Annotated in this window: 12 protein-coding genes and 1 pseudogene; 7 read left to right on the forward strand and 6 right to left on the reverse strand. The window is 39.1% G+C overall.

The genetic code is table 11. From position 1 onward, the window contains the following. Positions 1–548 precede the first annotated feature (548 nt). Complete coding sequence (gene lepB / locus QI031_RS19005; protein ID WP_281481218.1) at positions 549–1,199, reverse strand: signal peptidase I; 651 nt, start codon at positions 1,197–1,199, stop codon at positions 549–551. 227 nt (positions 1,200–1,426) lie between these two features. Between lepB and QI031_RS19010 the strand changes: the two genes are divergently transcribed. Continuing rightward, complete coding sequence (locus QI031_RS19010; protein WP_281481219.1) at positions 1,427–2,746, forward strand: dihydroorotase; 1,320 nt, start codon at positions 1,427–1,429, stop codon at positions 2,744–2,746. 267 nt (positions 2,747–3,013) lie between these two features. Here the strand turns inward: QI031_RS19010 and QI031_RS19015 are convergent, their stop codons facing one another. After that, entirely contained in the window at positions 3,014–4,279 is a 1,266-nt protein-coding gene (locus QI031_RS19015; protein WP_281480781.1) for an IS701 family transposase, read from the reverse strand. 502 nt (positions 4,280–4,781) lie between these two features. Between QI031_RS19015 and QI031_RS19020 the strand changes: the two genes are divergently transcribed. From QI031_RS19020 to QI031_RS19045, 6 genes and pseudogenes are all read left to right on the forward strand, one after another. Then, on the forward strand, positions 4,782–6,617 hold the full coding sequence (locus tag QI031_RS19020) for a two-component system response regulator (protein ID WP_281481220.1): 1,836 nt from the start codon (positions 4,782–4,784) through the stop codon (positions 6,615–6,617). 80 nt (positions 6,618–6,697) lie between these two features. Continuing rightward, positions 6,698–8,011 (forward strand): hybrid sensor histidine kinase/response regulator, encoded by a 1,314-nt coding sequence (locus QI031_RS19025; RefSeq protein ID WP_281481221.1) that lies wholly within the window; start codon positions 6,698–6,700, stop codon positions 8,009–8,011. A 221-nt stretch (positions 8,012–8,232) separates the two neighbouring features. Beyond that, positions 8,233–9,450, forward strand: coding sequence for a circadian clock protein LdpA (gene ldpA / locus QI031_RS19030; protein ID WP_281481222.1), 1,218 nt, complete (start codon positions 8,233–8,235; stop codon positions 9,448–9,450). Between the two features lie 84 nt (positions 9,451–9,534). Beyond that, entirely contained in the window at positions 9,535–11,271 is a 1,737-nt protein-coding gene (locus QI031_RS19035) for a R3H domain-containing nucleic acid-binding protein (RefSeq protein ID WP_281481223.1), read from the forward strand. Between the two features lie 82 nt (positions 11,272–11,353). Beyond that, positions 11,354–11,899: pseudogene (locus tag QI031_RS19040) on the forward strand (pyridoxamine 5'-phosphate oxidase family protein); the annotation flags it as partial. A gap of 9 nt (positions 11,900–11,908) precedes the next feature. Continuing rightward, positions 11,909–12,415 (forward strand): GNAT family N-acetyltransferase, encoded by a 507-nt coding sequence (locus QI031_RS19045; protein ID WP_343217875.1) that lies wholly within the window; start codon positions 11,909–11,911, stop codon positions 12,413–12,415. Positions 12,416–12,679: 264 nt separating this feature from the next. Here the strand turns inward: QI031_RS19045 and QI031_RS19050 are convergent, their stop codons facing one another. From QI031_RS19050 to QI031_RS19065, 4 genes are all read right to left on the reverse strand, one after another. Further along, positions 12,680–13,117 carry a TOBE domain-containing protein gene (locus QI031_RS19050; protein WP_281481224.1) on the reverse strand — a complete coding sequence of 146 codons (438 nt, stop codon included), beginning with the start codon at positions 13,115–13,117 and terminating at the stop codon, positions 12,680–12,682. 1,930 nt (positions 13,118–15,047) lie between these two features. Next, entirely contained in the window at positions 15,048–16,163 is a 1,116-nt protein-coding gene (locus QI031_RS19055) for a sensor histidine kinase (RefSeq protein ID WP_281481225.1), read from the reverse strand. A gap of 2 nt (positions 16,164–16,165) precedes the next feature. Continuing rightward, positions 16,166–16,876 carry a response regulator gene (locus QI031_RS19060; RefSeq protein ID WP_281481226.1) on the reverse strand — a complete coding sequence of 237 codons (711 nt, stop codon included), beginning with the start codon at positions 16,874–16,876 and terminating at the stop codon, positions 16,166–16,168. Between the two features lie 76 nt (positions 16,877–16,952). Further along, positions 16,953–17,675, reverse strand: a complete 723-nt coding sequence (locus QI031_RS19065) for a LabA-like NYN domain-containing protein (protein WP_281481227.1) — start codon at positions 17,673–17,675, stop codon at positions 16,953–16,955. Positions 17,676–17,914 lie beyond the last annotated feature (239 nt).

Raw genomic sequence — 17,914 nt, forward strand, 5'->3', positions numbered from 1 at the left:
TGCATATAAAGTTTTTATATGTATAAAACTGAATTTTCATAGAAAGTTGCCCGTTTACTTAACCCTATTAATTCTCTACAGTTTTTAGAGGAAAAATCCGGATAGTTAAGCACCAAAAGCTAGCCTAAAAAAGTTAAACAGTTACCGATTTCCGTATTTATCGTTTAACTTATGGTCATGCTTAGTATTCCCATAAGAGCTTGCGGATCTGCATACAAAAATGTATAAATCCTAAATTCATGAGATAAATTAATTATTTTTTTTTAAACTACAAGCTATTCTTATAGTGCTTTTCGCTTGTATGTAATACATTCCAGTCAGGAAAAGGAGCTAGGAACTAGAGGCTAGGGGCTAGAGTAGTGTATTTCATCAGTATAAATATTTATACTTATAAATAGTAGTAACGCTAGTCAGAAATCAAAGTTCAAAAAAAACCGAAATAAAATAGCAGTCCCATCTCCAGCTTTTGACACTGATGACAGAACTGCTATTTATTGTCAAATCTAAAATTTCTACTTATGTAATTACTTAATTCATACCGAAATAGATCATCTCGCACTAGGGTAAAGTGGCGACTGATCTATTTCTCCAACATGATTGAGAGGCCAAAAACGTACTATAGCGCGACCTATAATGTTCTCACGAGGAACAACACCCCAGCAGCGGCTATCATAGCTGCTGTTACGGTTATCACCTAGCACTAAGTACGAATTAGGTGGTATGGTTTCTGGCTTTGCTAAATAAGGTGGCTGCTGTCCTGATGTGCAAACATCAATTGCTGTGATTTGCTGTGAACTCAGGTATTTACCTTCTTGAAGGGGTTTTTTGTTGATATATACCTTACCATTCCTGAGTTCTACTATCTCTCCAGGTAACGCAATTATACGTTTGATAAAGGCATCTTGGTATTGCTCTTTTTGTAGCTCTTCTGTAGGTGAAAAAACTACAATATCTCCCCTTTGCGGTTCTGAAAACTTATACTTCAACTTATCAACAATAATTTTGTCTGCTTCCCACTGATTTGGGGTTCCGTGCAGTGTTGGCTCCATAGAACCAGAAGGAATCCAGCGAGCTTCAGCAACAAAAGTACGAATGCCTAGGGCTAGAACGATACTTAATACAACTGTTCTACCTAGCTCTGCGATCCAGGAATTATCGGGTTGTTGACTAGAGTTGTTATCAGACACTTGGTTTTGCATTAAATTACTGAAGTAAGGAAAAGCGTGGATATTCACTCACCTAAAGAGACTTTATATCTTGATCTTAGCGGCAGATATGTCGGTTTTTTGGTAACCCGACTTATAAGTTAAAAGTAAATTTTTTTTACCATTATGCAAAAAATTATTACCAAGAGTGCAACTAAGTTTAACCTAAAAGCATAGTTTTCTGTAACACATCGTTTCTTATTTGAAATATTATTAACTCCATGCCATCTCTAGAAAGTTTACTGATTCGCCACGCTCACATTATTCTACCTAATGGGGAATTGATGTTAGGAGATGTGCTAACGCACGATCGCCAGATCATCGAAGTTGCATCAGAAATTTCTACGACAACACCAACTACAGTAATTGACGCACAAGGGTTAACTTTGTTGCCAGGAGTTATAGATCCCCAAGTGCATTTCCGCGAACCTGGCTTAGAACACAAAGAAGACTTATTTACAGCCAGTTGTGCTTGTGCCAAAGGTGGAGTTACCTCCTTTTTGGAAATGCCCAACACTCGTCCTCTGACAACTACCCAACAAGCTTTAGACGACAAACTGCAACGTGCCTCTAACAAGTGTTTGGTTAATTATGGCTTTTTTATTGGGGCAACGACAGAAAATCTGCCAGATTTACTTTTAGCCAAACCAACACCGGGAATTAAGATTTTTATGGGGTCGATGCATGGTCAGCTGCTAGTTGATCAAGATGCAGCCTTAGAAGCAATATTTGCTCAAGGCAATCGCTTAATTGCTGTTCATGCCGAAGACCAAAGCAGAATTAACCAACGCCGCCAAGAATTTGCCGGGATTCACGACCCCGCAGTTCACTCTCAGATTCAAGATAATCAAGCTGCACTTTTAGCAACAAAATTGGCATTACAACTTTCTCAAAAATATCAGCGCCGTCTGCATATCCTACACATGTCAACGGCCGAAGAAGCAGAACTGCTGCGTCAAGATAAACCGAGTTGGGTAACAGCGGAGGTAACGCCACAACATTTGTTGTTAAATACCAGTGCTTATGAAAAAATTGGTACATTGGCACAAATGAATCCACCGTTGCGATCGCCTCACGATAATCAAGTTCTCTGGCAAGCTTTGCAAGATGGTGTAATTGATTTCATCGCCACAGATCATGCGCCTCACACCTTGGCAGAAAAAGCTCAAGAATATCCTAATAGTCCTTCTGGAATGCCTGGGGTAGAAACTTCTCTGGCTTTGATGTTAACTGCTGCTACTCAAGGGCGGTGTACGGTTGCCCAAGTTGCTAATTGGATGTCAACATCTGTAGCTAAAGCATACGGCATTGCCAATAAGGGTGCGATCGCTCCTGGTTACGATGCTGATTTAGTACTGGTAGATTTGAACACATTCCGCCCAGTCCGGCGCGAAGAACTGTTAACCAAGTGTCGCTGGAGTCCTTTTGAAGGCTGGAACCTCACAGGATGGGCTGTAACAACCATTGTTGGTGGTCAGATTGTTTATGACAAAGGTCAATTAAATACAGAAGTACGAGGCCGAGCATTAACTTTTTCGTAGTCAAAGTAATAATTTCAGATTTACGTAATATACAAAACTCATATTTGATTTGGAGAAAAAACTCAGTACACCCCTAAATCCCTTTTTTCCTGCGATGCACTGAGTTTCGACACTTCGACAGGCTCAGTGCAGCGCTGCGCGGCAATCGAGTTTCGACTACGCTCAACTGCCGCGAAGTCGAGATTCAACTACCGCGCAGCCGAAGTGTTCCCCGTTTAAAGTTCCCTCTCTACGCAAATATGTTCATTAACGGGACTTAAGGAAAAATCAAGCCCAAATAAAGCCGAAACTGGCTTTATGAGCGGCAAATACGTCACGATTAACAGTCAACCACTCAATAAATCGGAAAGAAATAGCAGTTCTAAAGGCTTCTAAAGCCTCAGTAAAAGTGTTCAACGGTTTAGTTGCCCACCTACGTCTAAAACCACCAGTCAACTGATGCCAAAGGACAAAAGTATAGGCACAAAATACCAAGATAAAATGTCGCATGAGACTGGTTTTATCTCGGACTTGATATTCTTTCAATCCTAAAAAACCCTTGGCTTCTCTATAAAAGACCTCTACCCAATTGCGTTGAGAATAGGTGTTTACTATCCATTCTGAAGTTACAACAGATGTAGAAACATTGGTAATAAAGTAGTCGATATCTGTGGCATCAGAAAAAGTAGCAGCATTCATGACGATAGCTATACTTCGTTTACCTTCCAGACGTGATATCTCTACTTCAAAAGTTGCTACCCATACTTTTCTAGGTTTATCTAAATTGAGTTGAGTTTCGCTAAAAGCCTCTTGGGGTATAGACTTTGCTAACTCATCTATCCTAATTGTTCGTTGATTATTCTCTTGCTCACTAATTGTGACTTTCCGATTTTTGGCTATTCCTCCTAAATACTTTAATTTGCGATTTTCTAGTTCTAATAGGAATGATGTATTGTTACCATATCCGGCATCTACAATCACTATTCCTGGTTGATATCCTCGCTCTCTTGTTTGGTCTATTAACTTAATTGCTATCTCTGTTTTTTTCTCAAATAGAGGGTCTTGTTTTCCTTCGGGTAATGAATCAGCGTGTTGATATAACTCTATATCTAATGGTAGGCTTTTTCTCCCATCATATAAATGAGTTGTTACCACCACTATTCCATTATCTGTCTTGCCAATTTCTCCGATATATTGTCTTCCCACACCTTCGGTAAAGTTACCACTTTTCCTATGCCCTGAATCATCAATTATCAAGCTAAATCCCCTACTGATTTTAGTCTGACTACACTTGTTCATTACCTCTAAGCGTCGTTCATTCACCTTTGTGGCCGACCAAGGGGAATCTGTCAAAAAGTGGTGTAATCGGTGGTAATTTACTCCTACGGCATTTTCTGCGAGCTGGAACAAGTTTTTCCGTTCGCTTTCTCCTAACAACCCCCCTAAATAATGTCTAAACTCCCTTTTTTGCGCTTTATGACCAAATACATCGTCAAACCTTTGACACCATTTTTCAAAGCATGGGGGCATAGCTGTGGGAGTTGTCTCTTTCATGGGGGTTAGTTTGACGTAAAACCTATGCTAATTCTGCATTATAGCCTTTTTTATTCTCTTTTTTTGCCTAAGTCCCGTTAATCAAATTGGATTGCTATATATAACAGGGAACAGGGAATAGGCTTGAAAGTCTCTTGGTATCAAGGTTTTATGATCAGCTTATGTCCTAAAATATTTAGTAACAGCTATAAGTGTGAAGCATTTTTGATGAACAGTTTATATATTGAATTTGAATAAAAACGTCAACTAACATCTAAATGTAAAATATATCAGTTAAACGTCAACTGCTAGAAACACATATATTATCTATCTAACAAAGTATTTTGTGGCATTTGTTGCCGATATTACTTAATTAGACAATATACTTTATCAGTAGCAAGTTGTAGCAAAGAAAGTTTCTCTATATTCTGCTGAACAAAAGTAGAATTTTCTGATTTTTCAGAGATTTAGTGAACAACTCTCGGCCGAAGAAAATCATGGAATTGACTAGAAACAACGCAGAATGAATTACCAGCGGTTAAACCCTGATAAAAAAGATATTTTGATTATTGACGACATAGCAGACAATCTAAGAGTGTTGTCTTCGCTGCTTACCAAGTCAGGATATAACGTTCGCAAAGCTTTAAACTGGCAAATGGCATTAACTGCTTGTCAAACAGTGTTACCGGATCTCATTTTACTTGACATTATGATGCCTGAGGTGGACGGTTATGAAGCTTGTCAGCGTTTAAAAGCTTGGAGTTTGACTGCGGATATTCCGGTGATTTTTATCAGTGCTTTAGATGATGTTTTCGACAAGGTAAAAGCTTTCAGAGTCGGAGGTGTAGATTATATTACCAAACCCTTTGAGTTTGAAGAAGTTCTGGTGCGTGTGCAGAATCAAATGGCATTGAGGGCGGCGCAATTAGAAGTATTAAGTCTCAATGCTGAACTAGAACAAAGGGTAAAAAAGCGGACGTATGAGTTAGAAAAAGCTCTACAAAATCTTCAAGCAGAAATGACTTATCGCCAACAACTGCAAAGCGAATTGTTTCATTTAGCGCTGCATGATTCTTTAACTGGTTTACCAAACCGAGTTTTGTTTATGAGGCGACTAGAAAAAGCTCTAAATTTTGCCAAGCAAGAACCCAGTTATCAATTTGCTGTATTATTTTTAGATTGCGATCGCTTTAAAGTTGTCAATGATTCTCTAGGACATCTTGTGGGAGACGAATTACTCATAGCCATAGCCCGCCGTCTGCAAGTGTGTTTAGCACCATTTGATACTTTGGTAAGATTAGGTGGTGATGAATTTGGCATTCTCTTAGAAAATCTGACAGATATAAATTCTGCAATCCAAGTTGCTAAGAATATTTTGCAACAACTATCATTCACTTTTAAATTGTCTAGATATGAAGTATTTATAAGTGCCAGTATCGGCATTAACTGGGGTGATAAAAACTATGAGCAATCAGAGTATTTACTACGTGATGCTGATACAGCAATGTATCGTGCTAAAGCTTTAGGCAGAGCTAGATATCATATCTTTGACCCAGCAATGTATCAAGAAGCAATCCAGCTTTTAGAGATGGAAAATGACTTGCGTAGAGCTATCGAACGTCAAGAATTTCTCATTTACTATCAGCCAATTATTTCTCTGACTACAGGTATGATTGCTGGATTTGAAGCACTTGTACGCTGGCAACATCCGGTTCGTGGTCTTATTGATCCCATAGATTTTATTCCTATAGCAGAAGAAACAGGTTTAATTAATGATATTAATATTTGGGTATTACAGTCGGCTTGTCAGCAACTACGAACTTGGCAAAATCACCCAACAATACCAAAAAACCTGACAATTAGTATTAATTTAACTGCGCGGTTGTTATCACATCCTAATTTAATATCACAAGTTGATCAAATTATTTATGAAACTAATATAAAATCTGCTAGTTTACAATTGGAGATTACAGAAAGTGTAATCATGGAAAACACCGAAGCAGTAAAAAGAATGCTTCAACAAATGAAGGAACGAGAAATTAAGTTAGTTATAGATGATTTTGGTACAGGATACTCATCTTTAAGTTATCTGCACAGATTCTCATTACATGCACTCAAAATTGATAAATCATTCGTCAAACGTATGCAGGATAATCAAGAAGATATGGGACTAGTACCTGCTATGATTAGTATTGCTAAATCAATGAGTATGTCTGTGATCGCCGAAGGAGTTGAAACCAAAGAACAGTTAGAAGAATTGAAAAGCTTAAATTGTGAATTTGCTCAAGGTTATCTGTTTTCTAAACCTCTAGAACAAGAATTAGTTGTTGATTTGCTTGCCTCAAACCCTCGTTGGTAAACAAATTCTTTGATGATAATTATACAATACTTTTCATTAACATTCAATATTCTTAATAACTATAATAAACTCAGATTCAAATGCATTTAAACCTAACTCAACATTCCAAAGGAAATATATTAGTAGTTGACGATACGCCAGATAATTTGCGATTACTATCAGCAATGTTGACTGCCCAAGGTTTTGAAGTTCGTAAAGCCTTAAACGGAAAAATAGCTTTAACTGCTTGCCAAATAGTTTTACCAGACTTAATTTTATTAGATATTAACATGCCAGGGATGGATGGCTATCAAGTTTGTCAACAACTAAAAGCTGATGCTCAAACTTGTGATGTACCAGTGATTTTTATTAGCGCTTTAGATGACGTTTTAGATAAAGTAAAAGCCTTTGATGTTGGTGGTGTAGATTATATTACTAAACCTTTTCATGTAGCAGAAGTTGTTTCACGTATTGAAACTCAAATTAATTTACGTTCACTGCAAATTAAACTTCAAGAAAAAAACTTTCTGTTACAAGAAGCTCTTGATAACTTAAAAATGTCCCAAGTTAAACAAATTCAAAATGAAAAAATGGTGGCATTAGGGCAGTTAGTCGCAGGTATTGCTCATGAAGTTAATAATCCAATTAGTTTTATCTATGGTAATCTGCAATATGCCAGTCAATATGTACAAGATATAATTAATATTATTGAAACTTATCGACAAGAGTATCCACAACCAAATCTAAAGATTCAAACAATAGTTAATGATATAGATTTGAATTTTGTCATTAATGATTTACAAGAACTAGTAGGCGCGATGTATAGAGGAGCAGATCGGATTCGAGAAATCGTATTAGCACTGCAAAATTTCTCTAGACACGATGAAGCTCAAATGAAAGCAGTGAATATTCATGAAGGAATTGAAAGTACTTTGGTAATGCTACAGCATCGACTAAAGAAAACAGCAAATCGTCCAGCCATTGCCGTCATCAAAGAATATGCTAATTTGCCCTTAGTTACTTGTTATGCAAGTGAATTGAACCAAGTATTTATGCATTTATTGAATAATGCAATTGATTCTTTAGAAGAATCTGTAATCAAAAATCGTCAATTATTAACTACGGATTATGGACTTTTGACGAAACCGCAGATTCGGATTAGCACAAAGGTAATAGATTTGCAGACTGTGAAGATAGCGATCGCAGATAATGGTGTTGGTATAGATGAATCCTTAAAATCTTGTCTGTTTGATCCTTTCTTTACCACAAAACCAGTAGGACAAGGTAGTGGACTAGGATTGTCGATTAGTCACCAAATTGTAGTACAGAAACATCAAGGGGAGATTACCTACTCCTCATCTCCAGGACAAGGTGCAGAGTTTGCGATCGCCATTCCTATTAAACCAGCTGCGTAGTAAGCTGTTGATTATGCTAGATAAAACTCAGCATTTATACTTCTTCATCAAGAAACAAAAATATATGACTTTATAACAATGACGGAAACTTTCGCAAATATCGTCTTCATAGTCGATTTCTTCAGTAGAAAATTGACTACTCGAAACTAAAGATAATAAAATTAGGATTTTTTATCTAGTCAAGAATACTATTTTCAATCACATCAAAGCATAATAGAAATGTGACTGATCTGTTTTTTCCTTTACAATCCCTAAAAGAAGGTCACTGGTTCAAGCTGATCTGCGGAGCCAGCTACCAACATTTACCTACAGTCAGAAGTTTAACATTAGCCTATACTTTGGCGGGCGCTGACTGTATAGATGTCGCAGCTGATCCAGCCGTCATGGCAGCAGCCCAAGAAGCGTTAGAAGTGGCCAAGTATCTATTTAAGGATGCCCAAAAGCGAGGCTTTCACTGCCAAGAAAACCCTCCCTTTTTAATGGTCAGCTTGAACGATGGAGAAGACCCCCATTTTCGCAAAGCAGAGTTTAATTCTACTGAGTGTCCCACAGACTGCCCTAGACCCTGTGAACAAATTTGTCCGGCACAAGCAATTGTATTTAACCGTATAAAAGACAACTTTTCGGGAGTTGAACACCAAAAATGCTACGGCTGCGGTCGTTGTCTACCTGTTTGCCCAAACGATATAATTAATACAAAATCATACATGTCAACACCGGATGCGATCGCGCCATTGGTAATGTCAACAGCAGTAGATGCCGTAGAAATTCATACAAAAGTAGGACATTGGGCAGAATTTCAGCGACTGTGGCAAACAGTTTCACCGTGGGTCGGTCAATTGAAAGTATTAGCCATCAGTTGCCCTGATGACGAGGGCATAATTGACTACCTCCAGGCAATTTATAACTTAGTTACTCCCTTGCGTAGTGCTTTAATTTGGCAAACCGATGGTCGCCCAATGAGTGGTGACATCGGAGATGGCACTACCTCAGCAGCGGTGAAATTAGGACAAAAAGTTTTGACAGCTAAGTTACCGGGATATGTGCAGTTAGCAGGTGGTACTAATAGCTACACCGTTGCTAAGTTGAGGGCAATGGGGCTGCTGAAGAGAGCAGGGGAAGCAGCACTTCGGCTTACTTCGACTTCGCTCAGTACAAGACGCTCAGTGACCGGGGAAGCAGGGGAAGCAGGGGAGGAAGAAGAACTTTCCCCCCAGCTCCCAGCTCCCTGCCCCCCCGCCTCCGTCGCTGGGGTCGCTTATGGTAGCTACGCTCGTGTACTGCTGTCACCAATTCTCGAAAAGTTAGAGAATCAGGAGGTAAGTAATACTAGTATTAAGGCGACTATCCGCCTAGAAGAAAACGATATACTACTCTGGCAAGCTGTAGGACTTGCCCATTCTCTCGTTTCCCAGCTCAAGTCACAGCAGGAGCGCTAATCGCTCGTTCTGGATACTTTCTTTAACGGGAAAATCCCCCACAGAAATATCCTCGTTATCTCTAAAAACGTCACAATAGAAAGCATGACGATAACAGAAGATCTCCAAAAGTTATTAGACATTTTGCCCCAAGACCTGCGACAAATACTAGAGAATCATCCCAAACAAGATAGTTTAATTGAGGTAGTCTTGGATTTGGGACGTAGACCAGAAGCTCGTTTTCCCAATCAAGCCGAGTATCTGAGCGAAGTACCCGTTACTCAAGAACAAATAGATGATTGTATTGTGCGAGTCGGAATCTTTGGCGGAGATAATCGGGCAGGAATTGAGCAAACTTTGCACCGCATCAGTGCCATCCGCAATCGCACTGGTAAGATTATTGGCTTGACCTGTCGCGTAGGTCGAGCAGTATTCGGAACCATCGGCATGATCCGCGATTTGGTAGAAACTGGTAAATCCATTCTGATGTTGGGTCGTCCAGGCGTGGGTAAAACCACGGCTTTAAGGGAAATTGCCCGTGTTTTAGCAGATGAACTACATAAACGAGTAGTAATTATTGACACCTCCAATGAAATTGCTGGTGATGGTGATGTTGCTCACCCCGCCATTGGCCGCGCTAGACGGATGCAAGTGGCTCATCCAGAACTTCAGCATCAGGTGATGATTGAAGCAGTAGAAAACCACATGCCAGAAGTCATCGTTATTGATGAAATTGGCACAGAATTGGAAGCTTTAGCGGCTCGTACCATTGCTGAACGAGGTGTGCAATTAGTAGGTACTGCCCACGGAAACCAAATTGAAAACCTGATTAAAAACCCCACTCTTGCTGATTTAGTTGGGGGTATTCAGGCGGTGACTTTAGGAGATGACGAAGCCAGACGCAGAGGTAGTCAAAAGACTGTTTTAGAACGTAAAGCTCCCCCTACCTTTGAAATTGCTGTGGAAATGTTAGAACGGCAACGCTGGGTTGTACACGAAAGCGTTGCTGATACAGTAGATAATCTATTGCGAGGGCGGCAACCTACCCCACAAACCAGAAGCGTTGATGATCAAGGTAAGGTGGCAGTTACACGGCAGTTAGCTGTTGTCAATGGTCGTGGTGGACATACAGCCACAACAGAGGAATCTTTCTTGCCTGCACGACAATCCAACGGCTGGCGTTCGTCTGGACAAATGGTAGCATTGCCGCCATTGTCTTTAGAACGCGAACGGGTAAGTGGGCAAAGTGAATTTGATCGCTTACTGGATGAATCTTTTAATTACTCGGATAGCATCGATTTTAGTGCTACCAAATATCCAGGGCCAAATGGTGAAGATTTACCACTGCACATTTATCCTTATGGTGTCAGCCGCCATCAACTAGAACAAGTAATTAACGTGCTAACTTTACCAGTGGTATTGACAAAAGATATTGATAGTGCTGATGCAATTTTAGCATTGCGATCGCATGTCAAAAATCATGCCAAACTCCGGCAAATCGCCAAAGCCCGTCATGTACCAATCCACATGATTAAGTCCAGCACAATTGGGCAGATTACCCGTGGTTTAAGGCGGTTACTAAATATTGATGACCCAGAAATATCTGATGAACGAGAATTACAACTGTTTTTACACAGTGCTAGTGATGACGAAATTGATGCCCTAGAAGAAGCCAGACTTGCCGTCGAGCAAATTGTAATTCCTAAAGGACAGCCAGTTGAGTTATTGCCTCGTTCTTCGCAAGTCCGCAAAATGCAACATGAGCTGGTAGAACACTATCGCCTCAAGTCGCACAGTTTTGGAGAAGAACCAAATCGGCGTTTGCGGATTTATCCAGCATAATCTCAATTTCTAGATTTAAAACAATAAGGTCGCGATCGCCAGGCGATCGCGACTTAGCATTAATGCAAATATAAAATAGTCTATGTCTAAATTTTTTGACTGTATTACTGAAGAACTACAAAAGTTTATTGCTGCACAGCACCTCTTTTTTGTTGGTTCTGCTCCATTGAGTCCTACAGGACACGTTAACCTATCCCCTAAAGGACTGGATTGCTTTCGTATTTTCTCGCCCCATCAGGTTGGTTACTTGGATCTCACAGGCAGTGGTAACGAAACCTCAGCCCATATCCAAGAAAATGGACGAATCACTTTTATGTTTTGCGCTTTTGTAGAACCTCCATGTATTCTACGTCTTTACGGTCAGGGTCATACAGTTTTACCTAATTTTCCTGAGTGGAACTCATTGTATTCTCTGTTTCCGCAACTTCCTGGAACTCGTCAAATTATCGTTGCTGATATTGAGAAAGTGCAGACCTCTTGTGGTTTTGGCGTACCACTTTATGAATATCAAGGACAACGACAAATTCTAGTAGATTGGGCAGATAAAAAAGGAGAAGAGGCAGTTCAAGATTTTCAGCAACAAAAAAATCTAGTCAGTATTGATGGTTTAGCAACTCCATTGAGTAAATTCCATAAGATGGATTACGCAATTCGTCCCATCACAAAGGAAGACGAGCCTTTTCTTTGGCAAATGCTCTATGAAGCGGCGCACATGGGAGAAGAAGCTAATCTAAATGTGCAAGATGCAATGAATCATTCTGATTTGGCAAAATATGTCCAGAATTGGGGACTTAAAGATGACATGGGCTTTGTCGCTATTGCAGTCAGTAGCAATCGGCCAGTAGGAGCTGCTTGGCTACGTTTATTAACAGGTGAAAATCAGGGATATGGTTATGTTGATGATCAAACTCCTGAACTTGCGATCGCAGTTTTGCCCGAATATAGAAATCAAGGTATAGGATCACAATTACTTACTCATTTATTAGCAGCAGCAAAAACATCTTATCAGTCAATATCACTCAGCACTAGAAGCTCAAATCCTGCTGTCAGTTTATACCAAAAATTAGGTTGGAAAGTTATTGCTGGTAGTGAGACAATCAATCGAGTTAATAGTATTTCTTTCAAAATGAAAATTGATTATTAAATTAAAATATTAGACCTTTTGCATAATCTGATGATCTTTAGATATGGTTTAGTCAATTTTAAAATCCCTGTTTATCAGGACTTACGCAAGCCCAAATCGTCATTGCGACCGAAACGAAGTGTAGGGAAGCAATCGCAGGATTTTTGCGATTACGTCGCTATCGCTCGTAATGACGAAATTGCGTTAGTTTTGCGTAAGTCCTATTTATAATAAAAATCATTGATTTTACAGTCTAATAAACAGGAAAATGCAATTAACTCATCTTTATTCTCTGGCAATAACTATATCATTGGATTTGATTACTGCATAAGCTTCTGTTCCTTCCAAAAGTTGTAATTCTTCTGCTGACATTCTGGTGATAATTGAGGTTAACTCAACTTTATGAACAACTTCTATTGTCACCTCACTATTGACGGCTCCAGTAACTACTCGCTTGACAATGCCCTTTAAAATATTGCGGGAACTAACTTTTAGCGGTTTTCTGGGACTACTAATTTCTAACTTAGAAGTGTAAACATTTTCCTTATCCGCCTGTATGGTTGGTAGCGGTGCTGGTGTTGTATCGTGCTTGTTTAAACCACGTACTAGTTCCCGCAATATCTCAGTCTTAGTACGCTGAGACTGCTGACAGAAATCTTCTAGAAGCTTACGCTCCTCTTCCGATGTTTGAAATGTAATCCATCCTTGTTCTTTTCTGGGCATAACACTACCAATTTGGTTGGTAAATATTGAGATTAATACTTGATATGATCCTACCAAGCATCAATACTTTGCAGAAAAATCTATCTCAGGATAATTTCTTTAGAGAAAGACGACTAATACCAGTCCCGGCAATTATAAATAGCGCACCACTTGCTACAGTTTGCCTTTAAGCATCCTCATATCTCTGCAAGAAACACAAGCTAGATGTTGCGTCTTTATCAAGACAAGAGTGAGTGCGGCACAGGCTGGATAGTTAAAATTTGAATTATAAAAAAAAGAGGATTAGATATATAAGACTCATATTTGATTTGGAGAAAAAACTCAGTACACCCCTAAATCCCTTTTTTCCTGCGATGCACTGAGTTTCGACACTTCGACAGGCTCAGTGCAGCGCTGCGCGGCAATCGAGTTTCGACTACGCTCAACTGCCGCGAAGTCGAGATTCAACTACCGCGTAGCCGAAGTGTTTCCTCCCTACGCAAATATATTCATTAATCAAATCGGATTGCTATATATTATTAATATCTTTAAAAATTATAGTAATAGAAAAGCTTTTTAGTTAAGTTCAATTTTTACTTACAAGATATTTGTTATAGAGGTAAAAGTAATTTTAAGGTCAGGTTAAAGTTTTGGTTTCTCTGCAATAAATTTACTCAGTTTTCACATTACGAAGAGTAAGAGCAGAATAAATTGTGATAGCAAAATCCATGCTCATATAGATAACTCAAATAGTAAGAAATACTAAAAGCAAACATTGCTAGAATAACGGGAATCACAGTACTCAACTCTAGCTTACGTTTTTTTAATATCTCTAAAAAAGACATAGGAATAGTTAGAGGCCAAAAAATAGTTGTAACTAGAAACATGACAAACGATAAAAATTTCTCTTCAGGAAAAGAGCTAGGATGACGTAAGGAAAATCTTAACCAATTACTGAAAAAATAGCAGGACATCAGCACATAACCAACAATTAGAGTCAACTGCATCTGATTCATGATTAATACTCCTTGAGTTATGGTTAGATAATCAGGATCTTGACTATTTTGCCTCCTGATTTGTTTGTGACTTAATGATGAAGGGTAAAAAGCGAGTGGAATAGTGAGCGACCTAATTCATCCCTTTACCGATTCGGCTGACACTCACGGCGAAGCTTTTACCCCTCTTTTTTTATTGCATTCATCCGAGAACTGCTAAAGTTACAAGACAGATTTCACATTTAGCAATTTTGATGCTACCCTGATATTCCTCAATACGATAAATATTAGGCGAAGTCAGAAAACACATAAATCAGTACTTTTACTTATTTTCAAGTTAAAACTAACAGAGTTGTAATTATACTTTTAAATCACTAAGAGCCTACTATGGATTGATATGCAGTTTTCAAGTGTAAAATTGAGAACATTTTTGATTGTGGTGGATCTAAACAATAATTGAAGCATAAGAGAATTTACCACCTATCTCAGAAAAATTTCAATATCAATGCAATTGCTTTCATGAATGCTAGGGCGTGTTTTCAAACTCGAACTGTAGGTTGGGTTTGAAAATAGTCTTTAGTAAGTACCTAAGGAGAATCAATTACCATTACCCACCTTGTTTGTCTGTTCTCTGCTATCAATATCCAATAGCGATCGCCCACAAAAATACTCAAGCGCCAACGAGTGACGCTTGAGTTAGAAAAACATGACGATTGCTTTAATCTTGGGAATGATTTTGAGGAAACAAGTAAGAGATTGCAGTCCAACCAGATACAGTCACTAAACTCACTAAAAATGTAGCCAGAATAAAAGTAGACATATAAGGACTAAGCACTGAGTTTTAAGAAGAATCGAAGAAGTCTCCCTCTGCTTGGTATTCTCCTAATCTCTTTTAAGCTAGCAATTTGATGTGACGTAGATACAATCAACTTGTGACAATTCGTTGTATCTATAACTCAAGCCAAAGGCAAGAAAAAACGAAATGTACTGCCAACACCCAACTTACTTTCTACGTCAATTTGACCGCCTTGCAATTCAACCAAACGGCGAGTGATCGTTAAACCAATGCCTGTTCCTCCAGAATGGCGATCGCGTGATTGATCGGTGCGCCAAAAGCGCTCAAACACGTGAGGCAAATCTTTTGAGGCAATGCCAATACCTGTATCAATAACCGCAATCCAAAGTTTAGATGCTTCAGTCCAAGCACGTAGGATAATTGAACCTTGGGTAGTATAACGCACTGCGTTACCCAGCAAGTTGACCAATATCTGTTCTGTACGGTCAATATCTGCCAATACTAGCGGTAATTGAGATGAAAATTCTGAACGCAGAACAGGGCCATCTTCCAACATCTGGTCAGTAAATTTTTCTACTAATGATTCTAATAAAGGAAACAGATTTATTGGCTGTATATTAATTGGTAGATAACCAGCCTCTGCTTTAGAAAGTTCTTGCAAATCGTTGACTAAACGCTCTAAACGTTTAGTTTCCCTGGCTAGCCGCTGATAAATCTCTGGTGACGGTTCTATTTCTCCGTCTGCAAGTTCTTCTAAGTAACCGCGTACAACAGTCAAGGGTGTACGTAATTCGTGGGTCATGTCTCCAATTAGTTCTCGCCGCCGTGCTTCCACTCCTTCTAAACTAGCTGCCATACGATTAAAACTAGTACCTAATCGATGCAGTTCTGGAATGTCAGACAAAGGTAATCGCGCTTCTAATTGACCAGCAGCAAACTTTTGAGTAATTTGTTCCATTTCGGTCAACCGCTGCATAATTCGTTTTGATACCCAATAACTCAAGCCTCCCGCAGCAGTAGTACCGACTATGACTGACCAAAGAGTGCTTCGCCGCCAAGCTATCTCAAATCCTTGAACTAATTCTGTACGAATATTAATTAGCTTCAATCCCCTGCTTTCTAATCTTTCTAAATGCAAGACGAAAAAGCGCGGTGAAGAAAATCTACTAATGATTACAAGACTCAATAATCCCACTACCATCACTACTAAGTGGGAGAAAAACAGGCGCGACGCTAAAGGCAAGGACTTTATCCAACGCCAGTTTGTTTTAGTCATACTTACATTACAGGGGAATCTTCAAATTTATAACCGACCCCAACAACAGTTTTGATAAAAGCGGGATTACTAGGATCAGGCTCAACTTTTTTTCGTAACCTAGCGACATGAGTATCCACCACCCGTTCATCACCAAAAAAATTATCACCCCAAAGTTTGTCAATTAACTGGGTGCGGTTCCAAACGCGGCCAGGATTGCTAACAAAAGTGGTTAATAAATTAAATTCTAGGGTAGTTAAGTCTAAAATTTCTGGTTCTTGAGCATCTATTTGACGACTGGCTGTACGTTGATCTACATCTACTATAAAGTGTTGAGTACGATTGACTTGATTTTGTCCTCCTTGGCGGAGACTGCGCCGTAATAGCGCCCTTACTCTAGCGACCAATTCCCTAGGACTGAAAGGTTTGACCATGTAGTCATCAGCACCAGTAGACAAGCCAATCACCCGATCAATTTCTTCACCCTTAGCTGTGAGCATTAAAATATAGGGGTCTTTTGCACCTGGTTTCTGGCGAATCCTGGCACAAACTTCTAATCCATCCAATCCAGGAATCATTAAGTCTAGGATGATTAAATCTGGCGGTTGTTCCTGAAACATCCGCAAAGCATTGATTCCATCGCGGCTAACACGACAAGAAAATCCTTCTTTGTCTAAAGACAGTTGAATTAACTGAGCAATTTCTGGTTCATCCTCAACAATTAAAATATCCATCTTGATTAGGATTTAAGTAAAATACGCAGAAAATTTCCCTGTTGGTAGTGAATTTCAATGGATTAGCGATCGCAATTTAAAGTTTAGAGTTAGACATCGCCCGATAATTATAGCCTGGGTGAGAATCCTTTTGAATGTATTGTTTAATGCTATCGAGATCAACAAAATAATCAGCAACATCAATCAAGCTGTCACTGGTCATTGTTCGCAGACTTACTAATTCCACTCTAGACCCTGTGCTGGTGACAGCATTCACCGCGTAAGCTAAATCTCCATCGCCGCTAACTAAGATTGCAGTATCGTAGTGAGGAGCCAAGGTAATCATATCGACAGCAATTTCTACATTCAAATTGGATTTTTTGGAATTATCTTTGGAATTATCTACTGACTGTACTTCTTTGGTAAATACACGATAACCATTACGACGCATCCAAAATAGAAAACCCTGTTGTTTTTCATTGCTGCGAGGACGCATAGTAGTTTGTCGTGAAACGTCTATTGTAGTGTAAAAGAAGGCACGCAATAATCGTGAACCAGCAGTTAAACGACAAAGCAATTTGAGATAATCGATTTCAATCCCCAGTTGCAAAGCTGCATGAAATAAGTTGACACCATCAATAAAAATAGCGACTCGACCACGATTTAAGTCATTGATAATCAAATTTTCAGCTTTCGGCTCATTTTTCTTGGGATCTTCAGATTTGATACCATTTCTTATCAAAATTTTCCCTTGCAAATTTGTTTCTTCTTCAAGGCGCTTATATGCATTTTTGGTCTTGGGAAAAGTATTGATAGTCATTGATTCCTCGGAATTTTAAATTGGGTCTAGTGCATGGAACATGGGAAATAAATTCAACAGTTATCAGTTATCAGTCAAAAGCGACTTGATAATTATTCACTAATTTAATAGGAGTCAAATCCAAAGAGTGAAACTGTGATAACCGTTTAACTGTTCACTGATTAAAGGCTAATAATGCCAATTGTTTGAGATCAATAAAGCTGTATGCCATTGACAATGTGCTGGCTACCCAATTACCA

The sequence above is a fragment of the Halotia branconii CENA392 genome (assembly GCF_029953635.1).
Taxonomy (GTDB): Bacteria; Cyanobacteriota; Cyanobacteriia; order Cyanobacteriales; family Nostocaceae; genus Halotia; species Halotia branconii.